The organism is Streptomyces sp. NPDC046335 (genome assembly GCF_055587985.1).
Genome location: NZ_JBVJFF010000002.1, coordinates 446,345 through 466,824 on the forward strand (window position 1 = coordinate 446,345; position 20,480 = coordinate 466,824).

A 20,480-nucleotide genomic window follows, 5' to 3' on the forward strand; every position below is an offset into this window, starting at 1 on the left:
GCTACTCGGCCGAGGAATCCGTGCCCTCGTCCGTACCGGCGACCGGCTCGCCGCCGTCCGAGTCGTCGACGACGATGTCTCCGTCGACTTCCTCGGCCTCGCGCCCGGCCTCGGCGTTACGAGCGATACCGACCACGGCATCGCGCTTGCCCAGGTTGATCAGTTGGACGCCCATGGTGTCACGGCCCGTCTCCCTGACCTCGTTGACTCGCGTACGAATCACACCGCCGCCCAGCGTGATGGCGAGAATCTCGTCCGTTTCCTCGACCACCAGGGCGCCCACGAGCTCGCCGCGGTCCTCCACGATCTTGGCGGCCTTGATACCGAGGCCACCGCGACCCTGGACGCGGTACTCGTCGACGTTGGTGCGCTTCGCGTACCCACCGTCGGTGGCGGTGAAGACGAACGTACCTGGACGGACGACATTCATCGAGAGCAGTTCGTCGCCGTCGCGGAAACTCATTCCCTTGACGCCCGACGTGGCGCGGCCCATCGGGCGCAGCGCGTCGTCCGTCGCGGTGAACCTGATCGACTGGGCCTTCTTGCTGATGAGCAGGATGTCGTCCTCGGAGGAGACCAGCTCGGCGCCAATCAGCTCGTCGTCCGAACCGTCCGCCGTCTCACGGAGGTTGATCGCGATGACACCGCCCGAGCGGGGCGAGTCGTAGTCCTTGAGCGATGTCTTCTTCACGAGGCCGCCCTTGGTGGCGAGCACCAGGTAGGGCACCGCTTCGTAGTCACGGATCGCGAGGATCTCGGCGATCTGCTCGTCCGGCTGGAAGGCGAGGAGGTTGGCCACGTGCTGGCCGCGCGCGTCGCGGCCGGCGTCGGGCAGTTCGTACGCCTTGGCGCGGTAGACGCGGCCCTTGTTCGTGAAGAACAGCAGCCAGTGGTGCGTCGTCGACACGAAGAAGTGGTCGACGATGTCGTCCTGCTTCAGCTTCGTGCCGCGCACGCCCTTGCCGCCGCGCTTCTGCGAGCGGTAGTCCTCGGTCTTGGTGCGCTTGATGTAGCCACCGCGCGTGATGGTGACGACGATGTCCTCTTCGGCGATCAGGTCCTCCATGGACATGTCGCCGTCGAAGGGCACGAGCGCCGAGCGACGGTCCTCGCCGAACTTGTCGACGATCGCCGCGAGCTCCTCGCTGATGATCTGGCGCTGCCTCTCGGGCGAGGCCAGGATCGCGTTGTACTCGTTGATCTTCGCCTGGAGCTCGTCGTGCTCGGCGACGATCTTCTGGCGCTCCAGGGCGGCGAGCCGGCGCAGCTGCATCTCGAGGATGGCGTTGGCCTGGATCTCGTCGATCGAGAGCAGGCCCATCAGGCCCTCGCGCGCGACGTCGACGGTCTGGCTGGCCCGGATGAGCGCGATGACCTCGTCGATGGCGTCCAGGGCCTTGAGGAGGCCGCGCAGGATGTGCGCCCGCTCCTCGGCCTTGCGCAGCCGGTACTTCGTGCGCCGGACGATGACCTCGACCTGGTGCGTGACCCAGTGCCGGATGAACGCGTCCAGCGACAGGGTGCGCGGCACGCCGTCGACCAGGGCCAGCATGTTGGCGCTGAAGTTCGACTGGAGGTCGGTGTGCTTGTAGAGGTTGTTCAGCACGACCTTGGCGACCGCGTCACGCTTCAGGACGATGACGAGGCGCTGGCCGGTGCGCGAGGAGGACTCGTCGCGGACGTCGGCGATGCCGCCGACCTTGCCGTCCTTGACCAGGTCGGCGATCTTCTGCGCGAGGTTGTCCGGGTTGGTCTGGTACGGCAGCTCGGTGACGACCAGGCACTGGCGGTTCTGGATCTCCTCGACCGCGACGACGGCGCGCATCGTGATGGAGCCACGGCCCGTGCGGTAGGCCTCCTCGATGCCCTTGCGGCCCACCACCAGTGCGCCGGTCGGGAAGTCCGGGCCCTTGATGCGCTCGATGAGCGCGTCGAGCAGCTCCTCGTGGGAGGCCTCGGGGTGCTCCAGGGCCCACTGGGCGCCCGCCGCGACCTCGCGGAGGTTGTGCGGCGGGATGTTGGTGGCCATGCCGACCGCGATGCCCGCCGAGCCGTTGATCAGCAGGTTCGGGAAGCGGGCGGGCAGGACCGTCGGCTCCTGGTTGCGGCCGTCGTAGTTGTCCGTGAAGTCGACGGTCTCCTCGTCGATGTCACGGACCATCTCCATGGCCAGCGGCGCCATCTTGCACTCGGTGTACCGCATGGCGGCCGCCGGGTCGTTGCCCGGGGAGCCGAAGTTGCCGTTGGAGTCCACCAGCGGCATCCGCATCGACCACGGCTGGGCGAGGCGCACCAGGGCGTCGTAGATGGAGGAGTCGCCGTGCGGGTGGTAGGTGCCCATGACGTCGCCGACGACGCGGGCGCACTTGTAGAAGCCCTTCTCGGGGCGGTAGCCGCCGTCGTACATCGCGTACAGGACGCGGCGGTGCACGGGCTTCAGGCCGTCCCGTACGTCGGGCAGCGCACGCGAGACGATGACGGACATCGCGTAGTCGAGGTAGGAGCGCTGCATCTCCGTTTCGAGCCCGACGGGCTCGACGCGCATGCCCACGCCGGGAACGGCGGGCTCCTCTTCGGGCGTCACAGGGGTGTTCTCGTCGGCCATTGCTGGTCAAAGTCCTTTCGAGGTGCGGCTTGTACGGGCCGACTCAGATGTCGAGGAAGCGGACGTCCTTGGCATTGCGCTGGATGAACGAGCGCCGTGCCTCGACGTCCTCTCCCATCAGCACCGAGAAGAGGTCGTCGGCCTGTGCCGCGTCGTCCAGGGTGACCTGGCCGAGCACGCGGTGTTCCTGGTCCATCGTCGTGATGCGCAGTTCCTCGGCGTTCATCTCGCCGAGGCCCTTGAAGCGCTGGACCGAGTCGTCCCTGATGCGCTTGCCGGCCTGGCGGCCGATCTCCACCAGGGCGTCGCGCTCACGGTCGGAGTACGCGTACTGGAAGTCGTCCCGGCTCCACTTGATCTTGTAGAGCGGCGGACGCGACAGGTAGACGTGCCCGTGCTCGACGAGCGGCCGCATGAAGCGGAACAGGAACGTCAGGAGCAGCGTGTTGATGTGCTGGCCGTCGACGTCGGCGTCCGCCATCAGGATGATCTTGTGATAGCGGAGCCGCTCGATGTCGAAGTCCTCGTGCACACCGGTGCCGAAGGCCGAGATCAGCGCCTGCACTTCCTGGTTCTGGAGGATCTTGTCGACGCGCGCCTTCTCGACGTTCAAGATCTTGCCTCGGATGGGCAGAATCGCCTGGTACTGCGGGTCACGGCCGGACTTCGCGGAGCCACCGGCCGAGTCGCCCTCGACGATGAAGATCTCGCACTTCGTCGGGTCGTTCGACTGGCAGTCGCTCAGCTTGCCCGGCAGGGACGCCGTCTCCAGGAGGCCCTTGCGGCGGGTCAGGTCGCGCGCCTTGCGGGCGGCGACGCGGGCCGTGGCGGCCTGGATGCCCTTGCGGATGATGTCCGCGGCCTCGTTGGGGTTGCGGTCGAACCAGTCCGTGAGGTGCTCGTGGACGACCTTCTGGACGAAGGTCTTGGCCTCCGTGTTGCCCAGCTTGGTCTTCGTCTGGCCCTCGAACTGGGGTTCGCCCAGCTTCACCGAGATGATCGCCGTCAGACCCTCGCGGACGTCCTCGCCCGTGAGGTTGTCGTCCTTCTCGCGCAGCAGCTTCTTCTCGCGCGCGTAGCGGTTGACCAGGCCCGTCAGCGCGGCCCTGAAGCCCTCCTCGTGCGTACCGCCCTCGTGCGTGTGGATCGTGTTCGCGAAGGAGTACACGCCCTCGGTGTACTGCGAGTTCCACTGCATCGCGATCTCGGCCGAGAGCAGGCGCTCCTTGTCCTCGGCCTCCACGTCGATGACGGTGGGGTGGATGACCTCGCCCTTGCGGGAGTTGAGGTACTTCACGAAGTCGACGATGCCGCCTTCGTAGTGGTACGTCACCGTACGGGCCTCGGCGGCCTCGTCGTCGGTCGCCTCGGCCGAGTCGGCGCCCACCGTGGCCTTGGCCGACTCGCGCTCGTCGGTGAGCTTGATCGTCAGGCCCTTGTTGAGGAAGGCCATCTCCTGGAAGCGCCGCGCGAGCGTCTCGAAGGAGTACTCGGTGGTCTCGAAGATGTCGCCGTCGGCCCAGAAGGTGACCGAGGTACCGGTCCGGTCGGTGGCCTCGTGCCGCTCCAGGGGGGCGGTCGGCGCACCCGTCTTGTAGTCCTGCGTCCAGCGGTAGCCCTCGGTCCAGATCTCGACCGACAGCTTGGTGGACAGGGCGTTCACGACGGAGACACCGACGCCGTGCAGACCACCGGAGACGGCGTAACCGCCGCCGCCGAACTTGCCGCCCGCGTGCAGCACGGTGAGCACGACCTCGACGGCCGGCTTCTTCTCGACGGGGTGGATGCCCACCGGGATGCCACGGCCGTTGTCGATCACGCGGACGGCGCCGTCGGCGAGAATCGTGACGTCGATCGCGTCCGCGTGACCGGCCAGCGCCTCGTCCACGGAGTTGTCGACGACTTCCTGCACGAGGTGGTGCAGACCGCGCTCACCGGTGGAGCCGATGTACATGCCGGGTCGCTTGCGGACCGCGTCCAGACCCTCGAGGACGGTGATCGCGCTGGCGTCGTACGAGGGCGGGGCCTCGCTGGTGACGCCGGCGGCGGTGGACGGGATGTTCTCGTTGGGGTTGCCGGAATCGGCCACGAAGCGCCCTTTCTGGCACAGCACAAGCCAAGCTCCCGGCCGTGGCCGGAGCGGCTGCGTCGTTCAGCGATAGTCAGCGTTGCTCGGTGCGACCCACAAGTGGGGCGGGATTAGCTCCCAGTCTACCGGTAGCGCTGACAGTGATGGGGGTTTGCCGGTACCTGAGTCCGCATGTGCCGTCCTGAACGGGACTCGGCCGACTCCCCATATACGGAACGGGGCTCCAAAGGGCTCACAGCGGCACTCAGCGCTTCGGGCCGTCAACCCCCAGCTACCGCCCCCGGGGGCCTCAGCCGTAGGTGTCCCCGGGGCCCGTGCTTCCCGGGGCGCGCAAGGGGCCGAAGCGGTGCGAGGGGCCCTGGGGACCGAGCACCTTGATGAGGCGGACGGTGCCGTGGCCCAGGTCCTCGTTGAGGCGCGCGACGAGCTGCGGGGCCATGAGGCGCAGCTGCGTCGCCCAGGCCGTCGAGTCGCACTGCACGGTCAGGACACGCTCGTCCTCGTCGTACTTCTGCGGCACACAGTGATTGGCCAGGTCGCCGCCGACGATCTGCGGCCAGCGGCCCATGACACCGCCGACCGCCGCCGGGGTCTCCCAGCCGCGCTCGGTGATCAGACGGTTGATGGCGGAGCCGAGCGGCAGCGGGTCGCGTCCGTCGGACCGCGCCCCGGAGCGCAGCCCGCCGCGGCGCGCCTGCTTCTTCTGCTGGGCGGCGTCCCCACGCGCGCGTGCCTGTTCCTTCGCCGCCCGCAGGGCGACCCTGGCGAGGTCGACGCCGGAGGGCTCGGGCGGCTTGGGCGCCCCCGGGTCGGCGGGGCCGCCCTTGGCGGGCTCCTCGGTGCTCATACGCGGTCCACCGCGCCGTCCGACACCACGTACCGCGTGCCGGCGAGGACGCCGGGGACGTCGTCGTCCACCGCGGCGGTGACCAGGACCTGCTCGCCCGGGGCCACCAGCTCCGCGAGCCGCTCCCTGCGGCGGGTGTCCAGCTCCGCGAAGACGTCGTCCAGGATGAGCACCGGTTCGTTGCCCTCGGCCCTGAGCAGGTCGTACGAGGCCAGGCGCAGCGCCAGGGCGTACGACCAGGACTCGCCGTGGCTCGCGTACCCCTTGGCGGGGAGCTGGCCCAGTTTGAGCAGCAGGTCGTCGCGGTGCGGGCCGACCAGGGTCACGCCGCGCTCGATCTCCTGCTTGCGGACCTCTTCGAGGGCGGCGATGAGCTGCTCGTACAGCGTCTCGCGCGTGTGGCCCTCGCCGGGCGCGGACGGCTTGTACTCCAGGGAGACGGGACCGCCGCCGGGCGCGAGCTGCTCGTACGCCTTGTCGGCGAGCGGCTGGAGCGTGGAGATGAGGTCGAGCCGCTGGGCGAGCAGCTCGGCGCCCACGCGCGCGAGGTGCTGGTCCCAGACGTCGAGCGTGGACAGGTCCATGGACCGCCCGCCGTGGCGCCGGGCGAGGGCGGCCGATTTCAGCAGGGTGTTGCGCTGCTTGAGCACCCGGTCGTAGTCGGAGCGGACGCCGGCCATGCGCGGGGAGCGCGCGGTGACCAGCTCGTCCAGGAACCGCCGCCGCTCTCCGGGGTCGCCCTTGATCAGCGCGAGGTCCTCGGGGGCGAACAGGACCGTACGCACGATGCCCAGCACGTCACGCGGTCTGACCTGCGAGGACCTGTTGATACGGGCGCGGTTGGCCTTGCCGGGGTTGAGTTCGAGCTCGATGAGCTGCTGGCGCTCGCCCTGCCGGACCGCGGCCCGCACGACGGCGCGCTCGGCGCCCATGCGGACGAGCGGCGCGTCCGAGGAGACGCGGTGGCTGCCGAGCGTGGCGAGGTAGCCGACGGCCTCGACGAGGTTGGTCTTGCCCTGGCCGTTGGGCCCCACGAACGCGGTGACGCCCGGATCGAGAGGGACCTCGACCCGGGCGTACGAGCGGAAGTCGGCCAGCGAGAGATGCGTGACGTGCATGGTGTTCGCCGACCTCCCCCGGCCTACTTCACTTGCTTCGAGGCCTGTGGGAAACCGCTGGAGTTCCCCACAGGCTGTGGATCAGTGCTCGCTCTTGGACTCCACCGCGTGGCCGCCGAACTGGTTGCGCAGCGCGGCGATCATCTTCATCTGCGGGGAGTCGTCCTGGCGCGAGGCGAAACGGGCGAAGAGCGAGGCCGTGATCGCGGGCAGCGGCACGGCGTTGTCGATGGCGGCCTCCACCGTCCACCGGCCCTCACCGGAGTCCTGCGCGAAGCCGCGCAGTCGCTCCAGGTGCTCGTCGTCGTCCAGGGCGTTGACCGCGAGGTCGAGCAGCCAGGAACGGATGACCGTGCCCTCCTGCCAGGAGCGGAAGACCTCGCGCACGTCCGTGACGGAGTCGACCTTCTCCAGGAGCTCCCAGCCCTCGGCGTAGGCCTGCATCATGGCGTACTCGATGCCGTTGTGGACCATCTTCGAGAAGTGGCCCGCGCCGACCTTGCCGGCGTGCACGGAGCCGAAGTCGCCCTCGGGCTTGAGGGCGTCGAAGACCGGCTGGACCTTCGCGATGTCGTCGGCTTCGCCGCCGTACATCAGCGCGTAGCCGTTCTCCAGGCCCCAGACGCCGCCCGAGACGCCGCAGTCGACGAAGCCGATGCCCTTGGCCTTCAGCTCCTCGGCGTGCTTCTCGTCGTCCGTCCAGCGGCTGTTGCCGCCGTCCACGACGACGTCTCCGGGCTGGAGGAGCTCGGCGAGCTCGTCGATGGTGGCCTGGGTCGCGGCCCCGGCCGGGACCATCACCCAGACGACCCGGGGGCCCTTGAGTTCGCCCACAAGCTCTTCCAGGCTGTGGACATCCGCGAGATCCGGATTGCGGTCGTATCCGATGACGGTGTGACCTGCGCGGCGGATGCGCTCGCGCATGTTGCCGCCCATCTTGCCAAGGCCGACGAGACCGAGCTCCATCAGAGGTTCCTTCACTAGCGACGTGGCGTTACGGGCACTTTCGTACCCGCGTCCGAGCCTACGCCCGGACACACGCTCACACCTGTGGGCTCAGCCGCTCAGACGTACGGGCATGATCAGGTACTTGTAGGCGTCGTCCGCCTCGGCGTCCGCGGCCGGCCTGCCGCTCAGCAGCGCGGGCTTCGTGGAGGTCGTGAACGACAGCTGGGCGACCGGGGAGTCGATCGCGCTCAGGCCGTCGAGCAGGAACGTCGGGTTGAAGGCGATCGAAACGTCGTCGCCCTCGAGCTGGGCGTCGACCCTTTCCACAGCCTGTGCGTCGTCGCTGGAACCGGCCTCCAGGATCAGCACGCCCTGCTCGAAGCTGAGCCGGACCGGGGTGTTCCGCTCGGCCACCAGGGCCACACGCTTCACGGCCTCGACGAACGGCGCGGTGTCGATGACCGCGATCGAGTTGAACTCCGTGGGGAAGAGCGTCTTGTACTTCGGCAGGTCGCCCTCGAGGAGCCGCGTCGTCGTACGCCGTCCCGCGCCCTCGAAACCGATCAGGCCCTCGCCCGCACCGGACCCGGAGAGCGCCAGGGTGACCGTGTCGCCGCTCGTGAGCGCCTTGGCGGTGTCCAGGAGCGTCTTGGCGGGCACGAGCGCCACAGCGGACGCCTCGGGGTTCTCCGGCTTCCACAGGAACTCGCGGACCGCGAAGCGGTAGCGGTCGGTGGAGGCCAGGGTGACCGTGTCGCCCTCGATCTCGATGCGTACGCCGGTCAGCACGGGCAGCGTGTCGTCGCGGCCCGCGGCGATGGCCACCTGCGCCGCGGCGGAGGCGAAGACCTCACCGGGGACGGTGCCCGTCGCGGTCGGCATCTGCGGCAGCGCGGGGTACTCCTCCACAGGAAGCGTGTGGAGTGTGAATCGCGAGGAGCCGCAGACCACCGTCGCCCGCACGCCGTCCGTGGAGATCTCCACCGGGCGGTTGGGGAGCGCGCGGCAGATGTCCGCGAGCAGCCGGCCGGACACGAGGACCGTGCCCTCTTCGTCGATCTCCGCGTCCACCGAGACGCGGGCCGAGACCTCGTAGTCGAAGCTCGACAGGCTCAGTGCGCCTTCCTCGGCCCTCAGCAGCAGGCCCGCGAGGACAGGCGCTGGCGGCCGGGCCGGGAGGCTGCGTGCCGCCCAGGCCACCGCCTCCGCGAGTACGTCGCGTTCAACCCGGATCTTCACCGTTAGCCGCCCTCCTGCTGTTGCTGGCTGCTCTCGCCCGCTGGACCTGTGGCCCTCGTCGTCTGACTCGGTGTCTCTCAGCCATGCCGTGGGAAGGACACCGGGGAACAGTCTGACGCACCGCACTGACAGTCGGTGCCTGTCGGGGTCAAGTCGTGCCGAGCGGTCTCGGGGCCTCGGAGCGAGAGTTGTGCACAGGCCCCACTTCCAAACGATTTCCCCGGACTCTCTAGTTGTCAGTAGTAGTAGGGGCTGTGGAAACCGTGGATAACCGCGAAAGCGCTGGTCAGGCCCGGTTTTTTATCCACCGCGCCTGTGGGCGGCACCCGTGGAAAACCAGGTGTTTCTGTGGACGGGCGAAAGTTCTGCACAACCGGTGCACAGGCAAGGGCCACTTCTCCCCAGCGTCGTCCCCAGTTTTTCCCGGCTTCCCCACAGGGCAACCGACCACCTCGGTGTGACGCCTTTCACTCGACCCGGTGAGGAGGCGCGTCGCGTTGCCGAACAGTGGACAGCCGTGTGGAGAAGCTGGGGAAAGCTGGGGACAACCGGCCCGCGCCTGTGGGCCGCCGGTGGACAACGTCGTGCACAGCCTGTGGAAGAAAATTTCATCCACAGGCTGTGGAGAACTTTTGTCCACGAATCCCCAGCCACTTGACCTGGTCTGATGATCTCTCAGTCGCGCCGCCTGTGGACAGCGTCTGGACAACTTCTCAGTCCCCAGGGTGTGGAAGCGAGAAAGTTCGCACATCTGTGGAGAACCCGGCCTTGAGCTGGGGAAATCGAACAGCGAGGGCTCCTCGTACGAGGGCGGTGTGCGGTCGGAGGGGGCTCGGCGCACGGGAAAACGGGCTCCACGGGGGCGTAGAAGCGGCCCTCACGCGCGCGTGGGCGACGAAAAAGCGCCCCGGGAGTCGTCCCCGGGGCGCTTCTCGACGGCGTGTCGCCGCGTACGTCAGCCGTTCTTGATGCGGTTGGTGAGCTCGGTGACCTGGTTGTAGATCGAGCGCCGCTCGGCCATCAGCGCGCGGATCTTGCGGTCCGCGTGCATGACCGTCGTGTGGTCGCGGCCGCCGAACTGCGCGCCGATCTTCGGCAGGGAGAGGTCGGTCAGCTCCCTGCACAGGTACATGGCGATCTGGCGTGCCGTCACCAGGACCCGGCTGCGGGAGGACCCGCACAGGTCGTCCACCGTCAGCCCGAAGTAGTCGGCGGTCGCCGCCATGATGGCCGTCGCCGTGATCTCCGGGGCCGCGTCCTCGCCGCCGGGGATCAGGTCCTTGAGCACGATCTCGGTGAGCCCGAGGTCCACCGGCTGACGGTTGAGCGAGGCGAACGCCGTGACGCGGATCAGCGCGCCCTCCAGCTCACGGATGTTCCGCGAGATCCGCGACGCGATGAACTCGAGCACCTCGGGGGGCGCGTTGAGCTGCTCCTGCACCGCCTTCTTACGGAGGATCGCGATACGCGTCTCCAGCTCGGGCGGCTGGACGTCGGTGATCAGACCCCACTCGAAGCGGTTGCGCAGCCGGTCCTCCAGGGTGACGAGCTGCTTGGGCGGCCGGTCGCTGGAGAGCACGATCTGCTTGTTCGCGTTGTGGAGCGTGTTGAACGTGTGGAAGAACTCCTCCTGCGTCGACTCCTTGTCCGCGAGGAACTGGATGTCGTCGACGAGCAGGATGTCCATCTCGCGGTAGCGCTTGCGGAAGCTGTCGCCCTTGCCGTCGCGGATGGAGTTGATGAACTCGTTGGTGAACTCCTCCGAGCTCACGTAACGCACGCGCGTGCCGGGGTAGAGGCTGCGGGCGTAGTGCCCGATGGCGTGCAGCAGGTGCGTCTTGCCGAGCCCGGACTCCCCGTAGATGAAGAGGGGGTTGTAGGCCTTGGCCGGCGCCTCGGCGACGGCCACCGCCGCCGCGTGCGCGAAGCGGTTCGACGCCCCGATGACGAAGGTGTCGAAGAGGTACTTGGGGTTCAGCCGCGCGGTGGGCTCGCCCGGCCCGGTCGCGGGCGCGGGCTGCGCGGCCAGCGGGCCGGGGGCGCCGCTCGACGAGGTGGGCCCGACGGGACCGCCCCGGTGCACGCCGTGGCCGCCGTGCCCGCCGCCGCGGTGGTCGCCGGGCGGTTCGGACATGTCGTGCCGATCACGCCGGTCCTGCTGCTCGCGCTGCTGCTCATAGGGGGAGCGCTCGTGCGACGGCTGGCCGCGGTAGTCGCGCTGCGGCTGCTGCACCGGGTTCGCGTACGGATCACGGTCGGGGAAGCCGAGGCGGGGCTGCTGCCAGCCGTAGTCGCTCTGCTGCTGGTGCTGCTGGTGCTGCGGCCATGCTCCGGGGCCCGGGCGCTGGTAGTCCGGGTAGGCCGGGCGGGCGGTCGGCAGCTGCTGGTCGGAGCGGGGGCCGTTCTGGTGTTCGTCCGAGGGGCGGCGCCCATAGCTGTCGTACGCGTCGCGTCCCTGGCCGGAGGCCGGCAGCTCGTGCTCTTCGTAGTGCTGTTGCTGCTGCTGCTGCTGGTGGTGCTGCTGGTGCTGGCCGGGCTGCTGCATCGGGCCCGCCGGTTCGCCGACCGAGTCGTCGACGGTGATCGCGATGCGGATCGGACGGCCGCACTCGCGGCTGAGGGTCTCGCTGACCACGGGCGCGAGCCGGCCTTCGAGTACGCCCTTGGCGAATTCGTTCGGCACGGCCAGGAGAGCGGTGTCGGCGACCAGGGCCAGGGGCTGACAGCTGCGCAGCCACCTCTCGTCCTTCGCCTCGACGCCCTGCCCGCGCCCTTCCCCCAGCAGATGCTCCAGAACTCGTGGCCACACTGCGGCAAGATCGGCAGGTACGTCAGCCACAGGGCACGCTCTCTCACGGGGTCCCACGAAGGTGTGGTTCCGGGGACGGAAATCGGGATGGGGAGGTGGAAGGGAACGAATCGGAGTTGAGCCACGGTAGTCAGGGCGACGGCTGCGGTTCAAGTTGTTGTCCACAGGCTGTGCACAGTGTCTCCCCCCGAAGGCCGGTTTGACCGCGTGGCGCAGCCCCGCGTACCGTGACCAGGTCGAGTTGTCGATGGCTGCTGCCGCCTGCCTCCGATGGGCAAAGATCACGATCTGTGATTGTGAAGCGGTGCACTCGGTGCGTATACGCGAGCTTCTCGTGGGCGCACGGTGACAGCCAGGCGATGTCCCGCCACCAAACGATCATTTCTGGAGCCCCCGAGTGAGCAAGCGCACCTTCCAGCCGAACAACCGTCGTCGTGCCAAGACCCACGGCTTCCGCCTGCGGATGCGCACCCGTGCCGGTCGCGCGATTCTCGCGAACCGTCGTGGCAAGGGTCGCGCCAGCCTTTCCGCCTGATAACAGTCAGGTCATGACGTCGTGCTGCCTACCGAGCATCGGCTGAGGCGGCGCGAAGACTTCGCGACCGCGGTACGCCGAGGACGCCGGGCCGGACGCCCGCTTCTCGTCGTCCATCTACGCAGCGGCGCAACGGACCCGCACGTGCCTGGGGAGACCCTTCCCCCGACACGTGCGGGTTTCGTCGTCAGCAAGGCCGTGGGCAACGCGGTCGTACGGAACACGGTGAAGCGCAGGCTTCGCCATCTCATGCGCGACCGGCTGGCCTCCGTGCCCCCCGGTAGCCTGGTAGTCGTACGAGCGCTGCCCGGAGCGGGCGACGCCGACCATGCACAGCTGGCCCGAGACCTGGACACCGCCTTGCAGCGGCTGCTGGGAGGGGGCGCGCGATGAAGTACCCGCTGCTGGCCCTGATCAAGCTGTACCAGTGGACGATCAGTCCACTGCTGGGCCCGGTGTGCAAGTACTACCCGTCGTGTTCCCGCTACGGCTACCTGGCCATCGACCGGCACGGTGCGCTCAAGGGAACGGCGCTGACGGCCTGGCGCATCCTGCGGTGCAATCCGTGGTCGCTCGGTGGTGTCGACCATGTGCCGCCGCGCAAGCGTCCGCGGTGGCACGAGATGCTGCGCGCCTCATGGCGCGGGCGCAAGGGCGGGACCTCCGCCGCAGGCGCGCCGACCGGGGTTCTCCCTCCGGACACGGCCGCCGAGACCGAGACCCCGTCCCATGCTCAAGGAGCCTGATTAGTGGACACGATTGCCAGTCTCTTCAGCTTTATCACGACACCAGTTTCGTGGGTCATCGTCCAGTTCCACTCGGTGTACGGGAAGATCTTCGGTCCCGACACGGGCTGGGCCTGGGGCCTGTCCATCGTGTCCCTGGTGATCCTGATCCGCATCTGTCTGATCCCGCTCTTCGTGAAGCAGATCAAGGCCACTCGGGCGATGCAGACGCTCCAGCCCGAGATGAAGAAGATCCAGGAGCGCTACAAGAGCGACAAGCAGCGCCAGTCCGAAGAGATGATGAAGCTGTACAAGGAGTCGGGTACCAACCCGCTCTCCTCGTGCCTTCCCATCCTGGCGCAGTCTCCGTTCTTCTTCGCCCTGTACCACGTGCTGAACGGCATCGCGACGGGCAAGACGATCGGCGTCATCGACGATCAGCTGCTGGAGAGCGCGCGTAAGGCGCACATCATCGGCGCACCGCTCGCCGCCAAGTTCACCGACAGCGCCGACAAGGTCGCCTCCCTCAGCGCCACGCTGACGGACGTCCGCGTGGTCACCGCGATCATGATCATCCTGATGTCGGCCTCGCAGTTCTTCACCCAGCGCCAGCTGATGACGAAGAACGTGGACACCACGGTCAAGACGCCGTTCATGCAGCAGCAGAAGATGCTGATGTACGTCTTCCCGATCATGTTCGCCGTCTTCGGCATCAACTTCCCCGTCGGTGTCCTCGTCTACTGGCTGACCACCAACGTGTGGACCATGGGCCAGCAGATGTTCGTCATCCGCAGGAACCCGACGCCGGGTTCCAAGGCTCAGGCCTCGTTCCTGGAGCGCCTGCAGAAGCAGATCACGCACAACAAGAAGGTGCGGGGGCGTGGCAACACGAACGTCATCAAGGCGATCGTCGCCAAGGGCCGGGACCGCAACGAGTTCGAGCGCAAGTTCATCAACGGTCTGACCAAGGCGGGCCTCGCGGCCCAGGCCGACGGCACCGTGGTGGAGAGCGAGACCACGGTCGTCGCCGACAGCGAAGAGGGCGGCACCCCCGCGGGCGGCCCCAAGCGCCAGCAGCCCAAGCGGCAGAGCAAGGCCAAGCGCCAGTCCGCCACGGCGCAGGGCGCCGCCAAGGCGGACGACGAGGCGGAACCCAAGATGTCGCTGGAGAAGGCCCAGGACCAGCCTGAGGACGCTGCCCCGAAGACCACGCCGGCGGGCAGCAGCACGACGGGCAACAAGCCCGGCTCCGGTACCCGCAGCAAAGCCAAGTCGGGACAGCAGCGCAAGGGCCAGCAGCGGCCCAAGCACCCGTCCTCCAAGAAGTAGAAGGAGCCCCTCCCGTGACGGAAGGCACCACCACCTCCGCCGAGGCCGAGACTGAGATCGAGGCCGAGGCCGGCGACACCCTCACCCGCCTCGAGCAGGAGGGGGAGATCGCGGCGGACTACCTCGAGGGTCTGCTCGACATCGCCGATCTCGACGGCGACATCGACATGGACGTCGAGGCCGACCGGGCCGCTGTCTCGATCATCAGTGACACCGCGACCCGCGACCTGCAGAAGCTGGTCGGCCGGGACGGGGAGGTCCTGGAGGCGCTTCAGGAGCTCACGCGTCTCGCCGTGCACCGCGAGACCGGTGACCGCAGCCGCCTCATGCTGGACATCGCGGGCTACCGTGCCAAGAAGCGCGAGGAGCTCTCGGAGCTCGGCGCCGAGGCCGCGGCCGAGGTGAAGAGCTCCGGTGAGTCGCTCAAGCTCAAGGCCATGACGCCGTTCGAGCGCAAGGTCGTGCACGACGCGGTCAAGGCCGCCGGCCTGCGCAGCGAGTCCGAGGGCGAGGAGCCGCAGCGCTTCGTCGTCGTCCTCCCCGCCTGAGCGGCATTCGCGTACCTCCGGCCCCGTCTGTTCGCAGGCGGGGCCGGTCTTTGTCAGCCCGATAGTCAGCCACCCCAGTGCGGTACGGAAGGACGGTCCCCGTGACGGAGGCAGCGGAGCTCCCCCCGGCGCCTGAAGAGGCCCGGACTGTATTCGGCGATCGCTTTCCGGACGCGGTCCGGTATGCGGAGCTGCTCGCCGAGGCGGGGGTACAGCGTGGCCTGATCGGCCCTCGCGAGGTGCCCCGGCTCTGGGAGCGGCACATGCTCAACTGCGCGGTGCTGTCCGAGGTCGTGCCTGAGGGCGTGACCGTGTGCGACGTCGGCTCGGGCGCCGGGCTCCCCGGCATCCCGCTCGCTCTCGTCCGCTCGGACCTGAAGATCACGCTCCTTGAGCCCCTGCTGCGGCGCACGAACTTTCTCACCGAGGTCGTCGAACTGCTCGGCCTCGACCATGTGACGGTCGTGCGGGGCCGCGCGGAGGAAGTCCTCGGCAAGCTGCCGCCCGTCCATGTCGTCACGGCCCGGGCCGTCGCTCCCCTGGATCGCCTCGCGGCCTGGGGTGTGCCTCTGCTGCGGCCGTACGGAGAGATGCTGCTCCTCAAGGGCGACACCGCCGAGGAAGAGGTCAAGGGGGCAGGGGCCGCCCTGAGCAAGCTCGGGGCAGTGGACACCTCGGTCCTCCATGTCGGCGAGGGCGTGGTGGACCCGCTGTCCACCGTCGTGCGCGTCGAGGTCGGGGAGAGCCCCGGCGGTGTGCGCTTCGCCGCGAAGCGCGCCAAGGCGGCCAGGACCGGTCGCGTGCGGCGACGCCGCTGACGGAGGCCGTCTGCTCGGGCTCGCCGCCACTGATCCGTCCTGGCGACAGGCCGTGTGCCACACAAGCCGCCATACGTACGCACACCGGGGTGTCGCACCAGCGGCACCCCGGCTGCCGTGCATCGTGTTTCACGTGAAACGTCGCTCACTGCTGCATGGCATCATCAATCGCGGCCGCGCTGCGGAACCTCGCGACCGCCGCCCACTCGGTTCCCTCGACAGGGGAACCGAGTTGTCCACAGAGGTGGATTCGTCCACAGAAGACCGGGCCTCGCTGGTTCATGACCCCGAAAGCATGGGAGGCTCTGTTCATTGCGAGCCTGATGTCGAGGAGAGTGAATCCTTGCGGTCCGACGCCAACATCGCGGGACCGATGACCGATCCGGTCCCCGGCCCCCGTACCGAATCGGCGGGGGAGGATGTTTCACGTGAAACACCGCCCCCGATGGACGACACACCCATTGGTCGTGCTGCCCAACTGGCGGTAGAAGCCCTGGGTCGCGCGGGCGAAGGCCTGCCGCGTCCTGAGCAGACCCGCGTCATGGTGGTCGCCAACCAGAAGGGCGGGGTGGGCAAGACAACGACGACCGTCAATCTCGCCGCCTCGCTCGCTCTGCACGGCGCGCGCGTTCTGGTGGTGGACCTCGACCCACAGGGCAACGCCTCCACAGCCCTCGGCATCGATCACCACGCCGAGGTTCCCTCCATCTACGACGTCCTGGTCGAGAGCAAGCCGCTCTCCGATGTCGTCCAGCCGGTGTTGGACGTCGAGGGACTCTTCTGCGCCCCGGCCACCATCGATCTCGCCGGTGCGGAGATCGAGCTGGTGTCGCTGGTGGCACGGGAGAGCCGGCTCCAGCGGGCGATCCAGGCGTACGAGCAGCCGCTGGACTACATCCTCATCGACTGCCCGCCGTCCCTGGGTCTGCTGACGGTCAACGCTCTGGTGGCGGGCGCGGAGGTCCTCATCCCCATTCAGTGCGAGTACTACGCGCTGGAAGGACTCGGTCAGCTCCTGCGCAACGTCGACCTGGTCCGGGGACACCTCAATCCGAACCTGCATGTGTCGACGATCCTGCTGACCATGTACGACGGCAGAACCCGCCTCGCCTCACAGGTGGCCGAGGAGGTCCGCAGCCACTTCGGCGAAGAGGTCCTGCGGACGAGCATTCCGCGGTCGGTCCGTATCTCCGAGGCGCCGAGCTACGGCCAGACGGTGCTCACCTACGACCCGGGATCCAGTGGCGCCCTCTCCTACTTCGAAGCGGCACGCGAGATCGCGCTGCGCGGAGTCGGGGTTCGCTACGAGGTCCAGCACGCCCCGCAGATGGGCACCCAGAACGACCAGCACAGCATGACGGAGGGGATGCAGTGAGTGAGCGACGGAGAGGACTGGGTCGGGGCCTTGGTGCCCTGATCCCCGCGGCCCCTACGGAGAAGCAGGTTCCACAGAGCACGACGGGAGCCACGGCCTCGCCCTCGGCCGTGCCCGTGCTCACCGCCGAGCGTGGCGTGGCGGCCGCGAAGGTGACCGCGCTGTCGCGGACCCCTGTTTCACGTGAAACGGAGCAGAACCCTGTTTCACGTGAAACAGAGGAGCAGCATCAGCAAGCCGCGGAGCCCACGCCGGAGGCCGCGCCCGTCGCCGGCGCGTACTTCGCCGAGCTGCCGCTCGACTACATCTCCCCCAACCCCCGGCAGCCGCGCGAAGTGTTCGACGAGGACGCGCTCGCCGAGCTCGTCACCTCCATCAAGGAGGTCGGGCTTCTCCAGCCGGTCGTCGTACGCCAGCTCGGCCCCACGCGCTACGAGCTCATCATGGGCGAGCGGCGCTGGCGGGCCTGTCGTGAGGCGGGCCTGGAGCGCATCCCGGCGATCGTGCGTGCCACGGACGACGAGAAGCTCCTCCTGGACGCACTCCTGGAGAACCTTCACCGGGCGCAGCTCAACCCGCTGGAAGAGGCTGCCGCCTACGACCAGCTGCTCAAGGACTTCAACTGCACGCATGATCAGTTGGCGGACCGTATCGGCCGGTCCCGCCCGCAGGTCTCCAACACGCTGCGGCTGCTGAAGCTCTCACCGGCGGTGCAGCGCAGGGTGGCCGCAGGGGTTCTCTCCGCGGGTCACGCCCGGGCCCTGCTCTCGGTGGACGACTCGGAGGAGCAGGACCGCCTCGCCCACCGGATCGTGGCCGAGGGGCTCTCGGTCCGTGCCGTGGAGGAGATCGTGACCCTCATGGGCTCGCGACCGCAGAGCGCTCCGAAGGCCAAGGGGCCGCGGGCCGGTGCCCGGGTCTCGCCCGCCCTCACGGAGCTGGCCACGCGGCTCTCCGACCGCTTCGAGACGCGGGTGCGGGTCGACCTGGGTCAGAAGAAGGGCAAGATCGTCGTCGACTTCGCCTCTCTCGAGGACCTGGAGCGCATCCTGAGCACGCTGGCGCCGGGCGAGGGCCCCGTCCTCCAGAACGGGTCGGCCGAGGACTCGGAGGAGCCGTCGGGGGACGACGAGGACTGAGTCAGCAGGGTAGCCACCGCGAGAGCGGGCGGTGTCCGGTCTGTACCGGAACACCGCCCGCTCTTTGCTTTCTTACGCTTTAGATGCAATCTCATCGCGGATACGATGCGTACAGGTATGGCACATCCACCTGACGGCACCTCTTAGGGGAGGCGGGGGCCATGCGATCGGTGAGCCGCACCGGACTGATGACCGCGGGCCTGGGACTGGGAGCGGTCGGCGGCTTCGTCGGCAGCCTGCTCAGGGAACGCGGAGCTCTGACAGCCGCCCGCGGCGCAGCGGGCGTGGAAAGTGAGGATTCGCCTTCATGGGGCGTCGGCTCGTACCGCTCACGCTGGACAACCTCCCGGACCTTCCCGCGCGCTGCCGCACCTGTGTCTTCTGGGAGCTCGACCCGGTCAGCGGCCAAGCCGCGGTAAAGGCCGGGACCGCGGAGCTGGAGAAGGAGTCGTGGATCTCCGCCGTCCTGCTGGAGTGGGGGTCCTGCGGCCGAGTCGTCTATGTCGACGACCTGCCGGTGGGCTTCGTGCTCTACGCCCCTCCCGCGTATGTCCCGCGCTCGACCGCGTTCCCCACGAGCCCGGTCTCCTCGGATGCCGTGCAGTTGATGACGGCCTGGATCATGCCCGGCTATCAGGGGCAGGGGCTCGGACGCGTGATCGTCCAGACGGTGGCGAAGGACCTGCTGCGCCGGGGGTTCAAAGCCATCGAAGCCTTCGGGGACGCACGGTGGGAGAAGCCGGCGTGCGTGCTGCCCGCGGATCACCTGCTGGCGGTGGGCTTCAAGACGGTCCGCCCGCACCCCAGCCATCCACGGCTGCGGCTGGAGCTGCGGACGACGCTGTCGTGGAAAGAGGACGTCGAGATGGCGCTGGACCGGCTGTTGGGCGCGGTGCAGAAGGAACCCGCGCTCCGGCCTCTCTGAGCCCGGTGAAACCGCGAATGGACCAGCCCCCGGAGGGACTGGTCCATTCGTGTTTCACGTGAAACATCGCCACTGACTACTCGGCGATGAAGTCCTCGAGGTCACGCACGATCGCGGCCTTCGGCTTGGCGCCGACGATGGTCTTGGCGACCTCGCCACCCTGGTACACGTTCAGGGTCGGGATGGACATGACGCCGTACTTGGCGGCCGTCCCGGGGTTCTCGTCGATGTTGAGCTTCACGATCTCGATCTTGTCGCCGTGCTCCGCCGCGATCGCCTCGAGGGAGGGGGCGATCTGACGGCACGGGCCGCACCAGGCGGCCCAGAAGTCCACCAGTACGGGCTTGTCGTTCTTGAGGACGTCCTCCTCGAAGGAGGCGTCGGTCACGTTCTTGAGGGTGCCGGCCACGGCAGTCTCCTTAACTTGATGCGGTGGGAAGAGAGGGTCAGACGGTGGCGGCCGTGGCCGTCTCACTGTCGGCGAGAGCAGCGAGGTAGCGCTCGGCGTCGAGGGCGGCGGAGCAGCCGGTGCCGGCGGCCGTGATCGCCTGACGGTAGGTGTGGTCGACGACGTCACCGGCGCCGAAGACTCCGGTGAGGTTCGTCCGCGTCGAGGGGGCCGTGACCCTCAGGTAGCCCTCGTCGTCCAGGTCGAGCTGGCCCTTGAAGAGCTCGGTGCGCGGGTCATGGCCGATGGCGATGAAGAGGCCGGTCACCGGCAGCTCGGCCGTCTCGCCGGTCTTGAGGTTGCGGAGCGTCAGACCGGAGAGCTTCTGCTCGCCCTTGATCTCGGCGACCTCGCTGTCCCAGATGAACTTGATCTTCGGGTCGGCGAAGGCACGCTCCTGCATCGCCTTGGAGGCGCGCAGGCTGTCGCGACGGTGGACGATCGTCACGGACTTGGCGAAGCGGGAGAGGAAGGTAGCCTCCTCCATCGCGGTGTCACCGCCGCCGATCACGGCGATGTCCTGGTCCTTGAAGAAGAACCCGTCACAGGTGGCGCACCAGGAGACGCCGCGTCCGGAGAGGGCGTCCTCGTTCGGCAGGCCGAGCTTGCGGTGCTGGGAGCCGGTCGTGACGATGACGGCCTTCGCGCGGTGCACGGTGCCCGCGGTGTCCGTCACGGTCTTGATCTCGCCGCTGAGGTCGACGGCGACGATGTCGTCCGGCACGAGCTCGGCGCCGAAGCGCTCGGCCTGGGCGCGCATGTTGTCCATGAGCTCAGGACCCATGACCCCGTCCTGGAAGCCGGGGAAGTTCTCCACCTCGGTGGTGTTCATCAGCGCACCGCCGGCGGTGACGGCGCCCTCGAACACCAGCGGCTTCAGCGACGCGCGCGCGGTGTAGAGCGCCGCCGTGTAGCCGGCGGGCCCGGAGCCGATGATGATCACGTTACGGACGTCGGTCACGGCTTGATTCCTCGTCTCTGGG

General features: G+C 68.4%; 18 protein-coding genes. 9 read left to right on the forward strand and 9 right to left on the reverse strand.

Annotated features, from left to right (window positions below):
• Nucleotide 1: 1 nt before the first annotated feature.
• From gyrA to dnaA, 7 genes are all read right to left on the reverse strand, one after another.
• Nucleotides 2-2,605, reverse strand: a complete 2,604-nt coding sequence (gyrA, locus tag ACZ6JY_RS05845; protein WP_469192611.1) for a DNA gyrase subunit A — start codon at nt 2,603-2,605, stop codon at nt 2-4.
• A 43-nt stretch (nt 2,606-2,648) separates the two neighbouring features.
• Nucleotides 2,649-4,718, reverse strand: a complete 2,070-nt coding sequence (gene gyrB / locus ACZ6JY_RS05850) for a DNA topoisomerase (ATP-hydrolyzing) subunit B (protein WP_469192613.1) — start codon at nt 4,716-4,718, stop codon at nt 2,649-2,651.
• 265 nt (nt 4,719-4,983) lie between these two features.
• Nucleotides 4,984-5,541: a DciA family protein gene (locus tag ACZ6JY_RS05855; RefSeq protein WP_469192615.1), complete on the reverse strand. Its 558-nt coding sequence runs from the start codon at nt 5,539-5,541 to the stop codon at nt 4,984-4,986.
• The gene (recF, locus tag ACZ6JY_RS05860; RefSeq protein ID WP_469192617.1) at nt 5,538-6,659 is read right to left on the reverse strand and encodes a DNA replication/repair protein RecF; all 1,122 of its coding nucleotides are present in this window, start codon (nt 6,657-6,659) and stop codon (nt 5,538-5,540) included. The genes ACZ6JY_RS05855 and recF overlap by 4 nt, the downstream gene beginning before the upstream one ends.
• A gap of 81 nt (nt 6,660-6,740) precedes the next feature.
• Nucleotides 6,741-7,625, reverse strand: coding sequence for a phosphogluconate dehydrogenase (NAD(+)-dependent, decarboxylating) (gene gnd, locus ACZ6JY_RS05865; protein WP_469192619.1), 885 nt, complete (start codon nt 7,623-7,625; stop codon nt 6,741-6,743).
• Between the two features lie 90 nt (nt 7,626-7,715).
• Nucleotides 7,716-8,846, reverse strand: coding sequence for a DNA polymerase III subunit beta (gene dnaN, locus ACZ6JY_RS05870; RefSeq protein ID WP_469192621.1), 1,131 nt, complete (start codon nt 8,844-8,846; stop codon nt 7,716-7,718).
• 955 nt (nt 8,847-9,801) lie between these two features.
• Nucleotides 9,802-11,685: a chromosomal replication initiator protein DnaA gene (gene dnaA / locus ACZ6JY_RS05875; RefSeq protein WP_469192623.1), complete on the reverse strand. Its 1,884-nt coding sequence runs from the start codon at nt 11,683-11,685 to the stop codon at nt 9,802-9,804.
• A gap of 367 nt (nt 11,686-12,052) precedes the next feature.
• Here dnaA and rpmH point away from each other — a divergent pair, with 367 nt between their 5' ends.
• From rpmH to ACZ6JY_RS05920, 9 genes are all read left to right on the forward strand, one after another.
• Nucleotides 12,053-12,190 (forward strand): 50S ribosomal protein L34, encoded by a 138-nt coding sequence (rpmH, locus tag ACZ6JY_RS05880; protein WP_006381191.1) that lies wholly within the window; start codon nt 12,053-12,055, stop codon nt 12,188-12,190.
• A 21-nt stretch (nt 12,191-12,211) separates the two neighbouring features.
• Nucleotides 12,212-12,583 (forward strand): ribonuclease P protein component, encoded by a 372-nt coding sequence (rnpA, locus tag ACZ6JY_RS05885; protein WP_447038550.1) that lies wholly within the window; start codon nt 12,212-12,214, stop codon nt 12,581-12,583.
• Nucleotides 12,580-12,936 carry a membrane protein insertion efficiency factor YidD gene (gene yidD / locus ACZ6JY_RS05890; protein ID WP_447038551.1) on the forward strand — a complete coding sequence of 119 codons (357 nt, stop codon included), beginning with the start codon at nt 12,580-12,582 and terminating at the stop codon, nt 12,934-12,936. The genes rnpA and yidD overlap by 4 nt, the downstream gene beginning before the upstream one ends.
• Before the next feature lie 3 nt (nt 12,937-12,939).
• Complete coding sequence (gene yidC / locus ACZ6JY_RS05895) at nt 12,940-14,244, forward strand: membrane protein insertase YidC (protein WP_469192625.1); 1,305 nt, start codon at nt 12,940-12,942, stop codon at nt 14,242-14,244.
• A 14-nt stretch (nt 14,245-14,258) separates the two neighbouring features.
• A complete protein-coding gene (locus ACZ6JY_RS05900; protein WP_469192627.1) occupies nt 14,259-14,792 on the forward strand; it encodes a Jag family protein in 534 nt (177 codons plus the stop codon).
• Nucleotides 14,793-14,893: 101 nt separating this feature from the next.
• The gene (gene rsmG / locus ACZ6JY_RS05905) at nt 14,894-15,610 is read left to right on the forward strand and encodes a 16S rRNA (guanine(527)-N(7))-methyltransferase RsmG (RefSeq protein ID WP_469192629.1); all 717 of its coding nucleotides are present in this window, start codon (nt 14,894-14,896) and stop codon (nt 15,608-15,610) included.
• 295 nt (nt 15,611-15,905) lie between these two features.
• Nucleotides 15,906-16,985, forward strand: coding sequence for a ParA family protein (locus ACZ6JY_RS05910; RefSeq protein ID WP_469193017.1), 1,080 nt, complete (start codon nt 15,906-15,908; stop codon nt 16,983-16,985).
• Entirely contained in the window at nt 16,982-18,124 is a 1,143-nt protein-coding gene (locus tag ACZ6JY_RS05915; protein ID WP_469192631.1) for a ParB/RepB/Spo0J family partition protein, read from the forward strand. The genes ACZ6JY_RS05910 and ACZ6JY_RS05915 overlap by 4 nt, the downstream gene beginning before the upstream one ends.
• 307 nt (nt 18,125-18,431) lie before the next feature.
• A complete protein-coding gene (locus tag ACZ6JY_RS05920; RefSeq protein WP_469192633.1) occupies nt 18,432-19,049 on the forward strand; it encodes a GNAT family N-acetyltransferase in 618 nt (205 codons plus the stop codon).
• A gap of 76 nt (nt 19,050-19,125) precedes the next feature.
• Here ACZ6JY_RS05920 and trxA read toward each other — a convergent pair whose 3' ends face one another.
• Nucleotides 19,126-19,458 carry a thioredoxin gene (gene trxA, locus ACZ6JY_RS05925; protein ID WP_469192635.1) on the reverse strand — a complete coding sequence of 111 codons (333 nt, stop codon included), beginning with the start codon at nt 19,456-19,458 and terminating at the stop codon, nt 19,126-19,128.
• 37 nt (nt 19,459-19,495) lie between these two features.
• Nucleotides 19,496-20,458 (reverse strand): thioredoxin-disulfide reductase, encoded by a 963-nt coding sequence (trxB, locus tag ACZ6JY_RS05930; protein ID WP_469192637.1) that lies wholly within the window; start codon nt 20,456-20,458, stop codon nt 19,496-19,498.
• Nucleotides 20,459-20,480 lie beyond the last annotated feature (22 nt).

What these genes read in the sequence shown, in the direction of transcription:
- gyrA (WP_469192611.1), bottom strand. Translation starts at nt 2,605, where the DNA reads ATGGCCGACGAGAACACCCCTGTGACGCCCGAAGAGGAGCCCGCCGTT.
- ACZ6JY_RS05855 (WP_469192615.1), bottom strand. Translation starts at nt 5,541, where the DNA reads ATGAGCACCGAGGAGCCCGCCAAGGGCGGCCCCGCCGACCCGGGGGCG.
- recF (WP_469192617.1), bottom strand. Translation starts at nt 6,659, where the DNA reads ATGCACGTCACGCATCTCTCGCTGGCCGACTTCCGCTCGTACGCCCGG.
- gnd (WP_469192619.1), bottom strand. Translation starts at nt 7,625, where the DNA reads ATGGAGCTCGGTCTCGTCGGCCTTGGCAAGATGGGCGGCAACATGCGC.
- yidD (WP_447038551.1), top strand. Translation starts at nt 12,580, where the DNA reads ATGAAGTACCCGCTGCTGGCCCTGATCAAGCTGTACCAGTGGACGATC.
- ACZ6JY_RS05910 (WP_469193017.1), top strand. Translation starts at nt 15,906, where the DNA reads ATGGGAGGCTCTGTTCATTGCGAGCCTGATGTCGAGGAGAGTGAATCC.
- ACZ6JY_RS05920 (WP_469192633.1), top strand. Translation starts at nt 18,432, where the DNA reads ATGGGGCGTCGGCTCGTACCGCTCACGCTGGACAACCTCCCGGACCTT.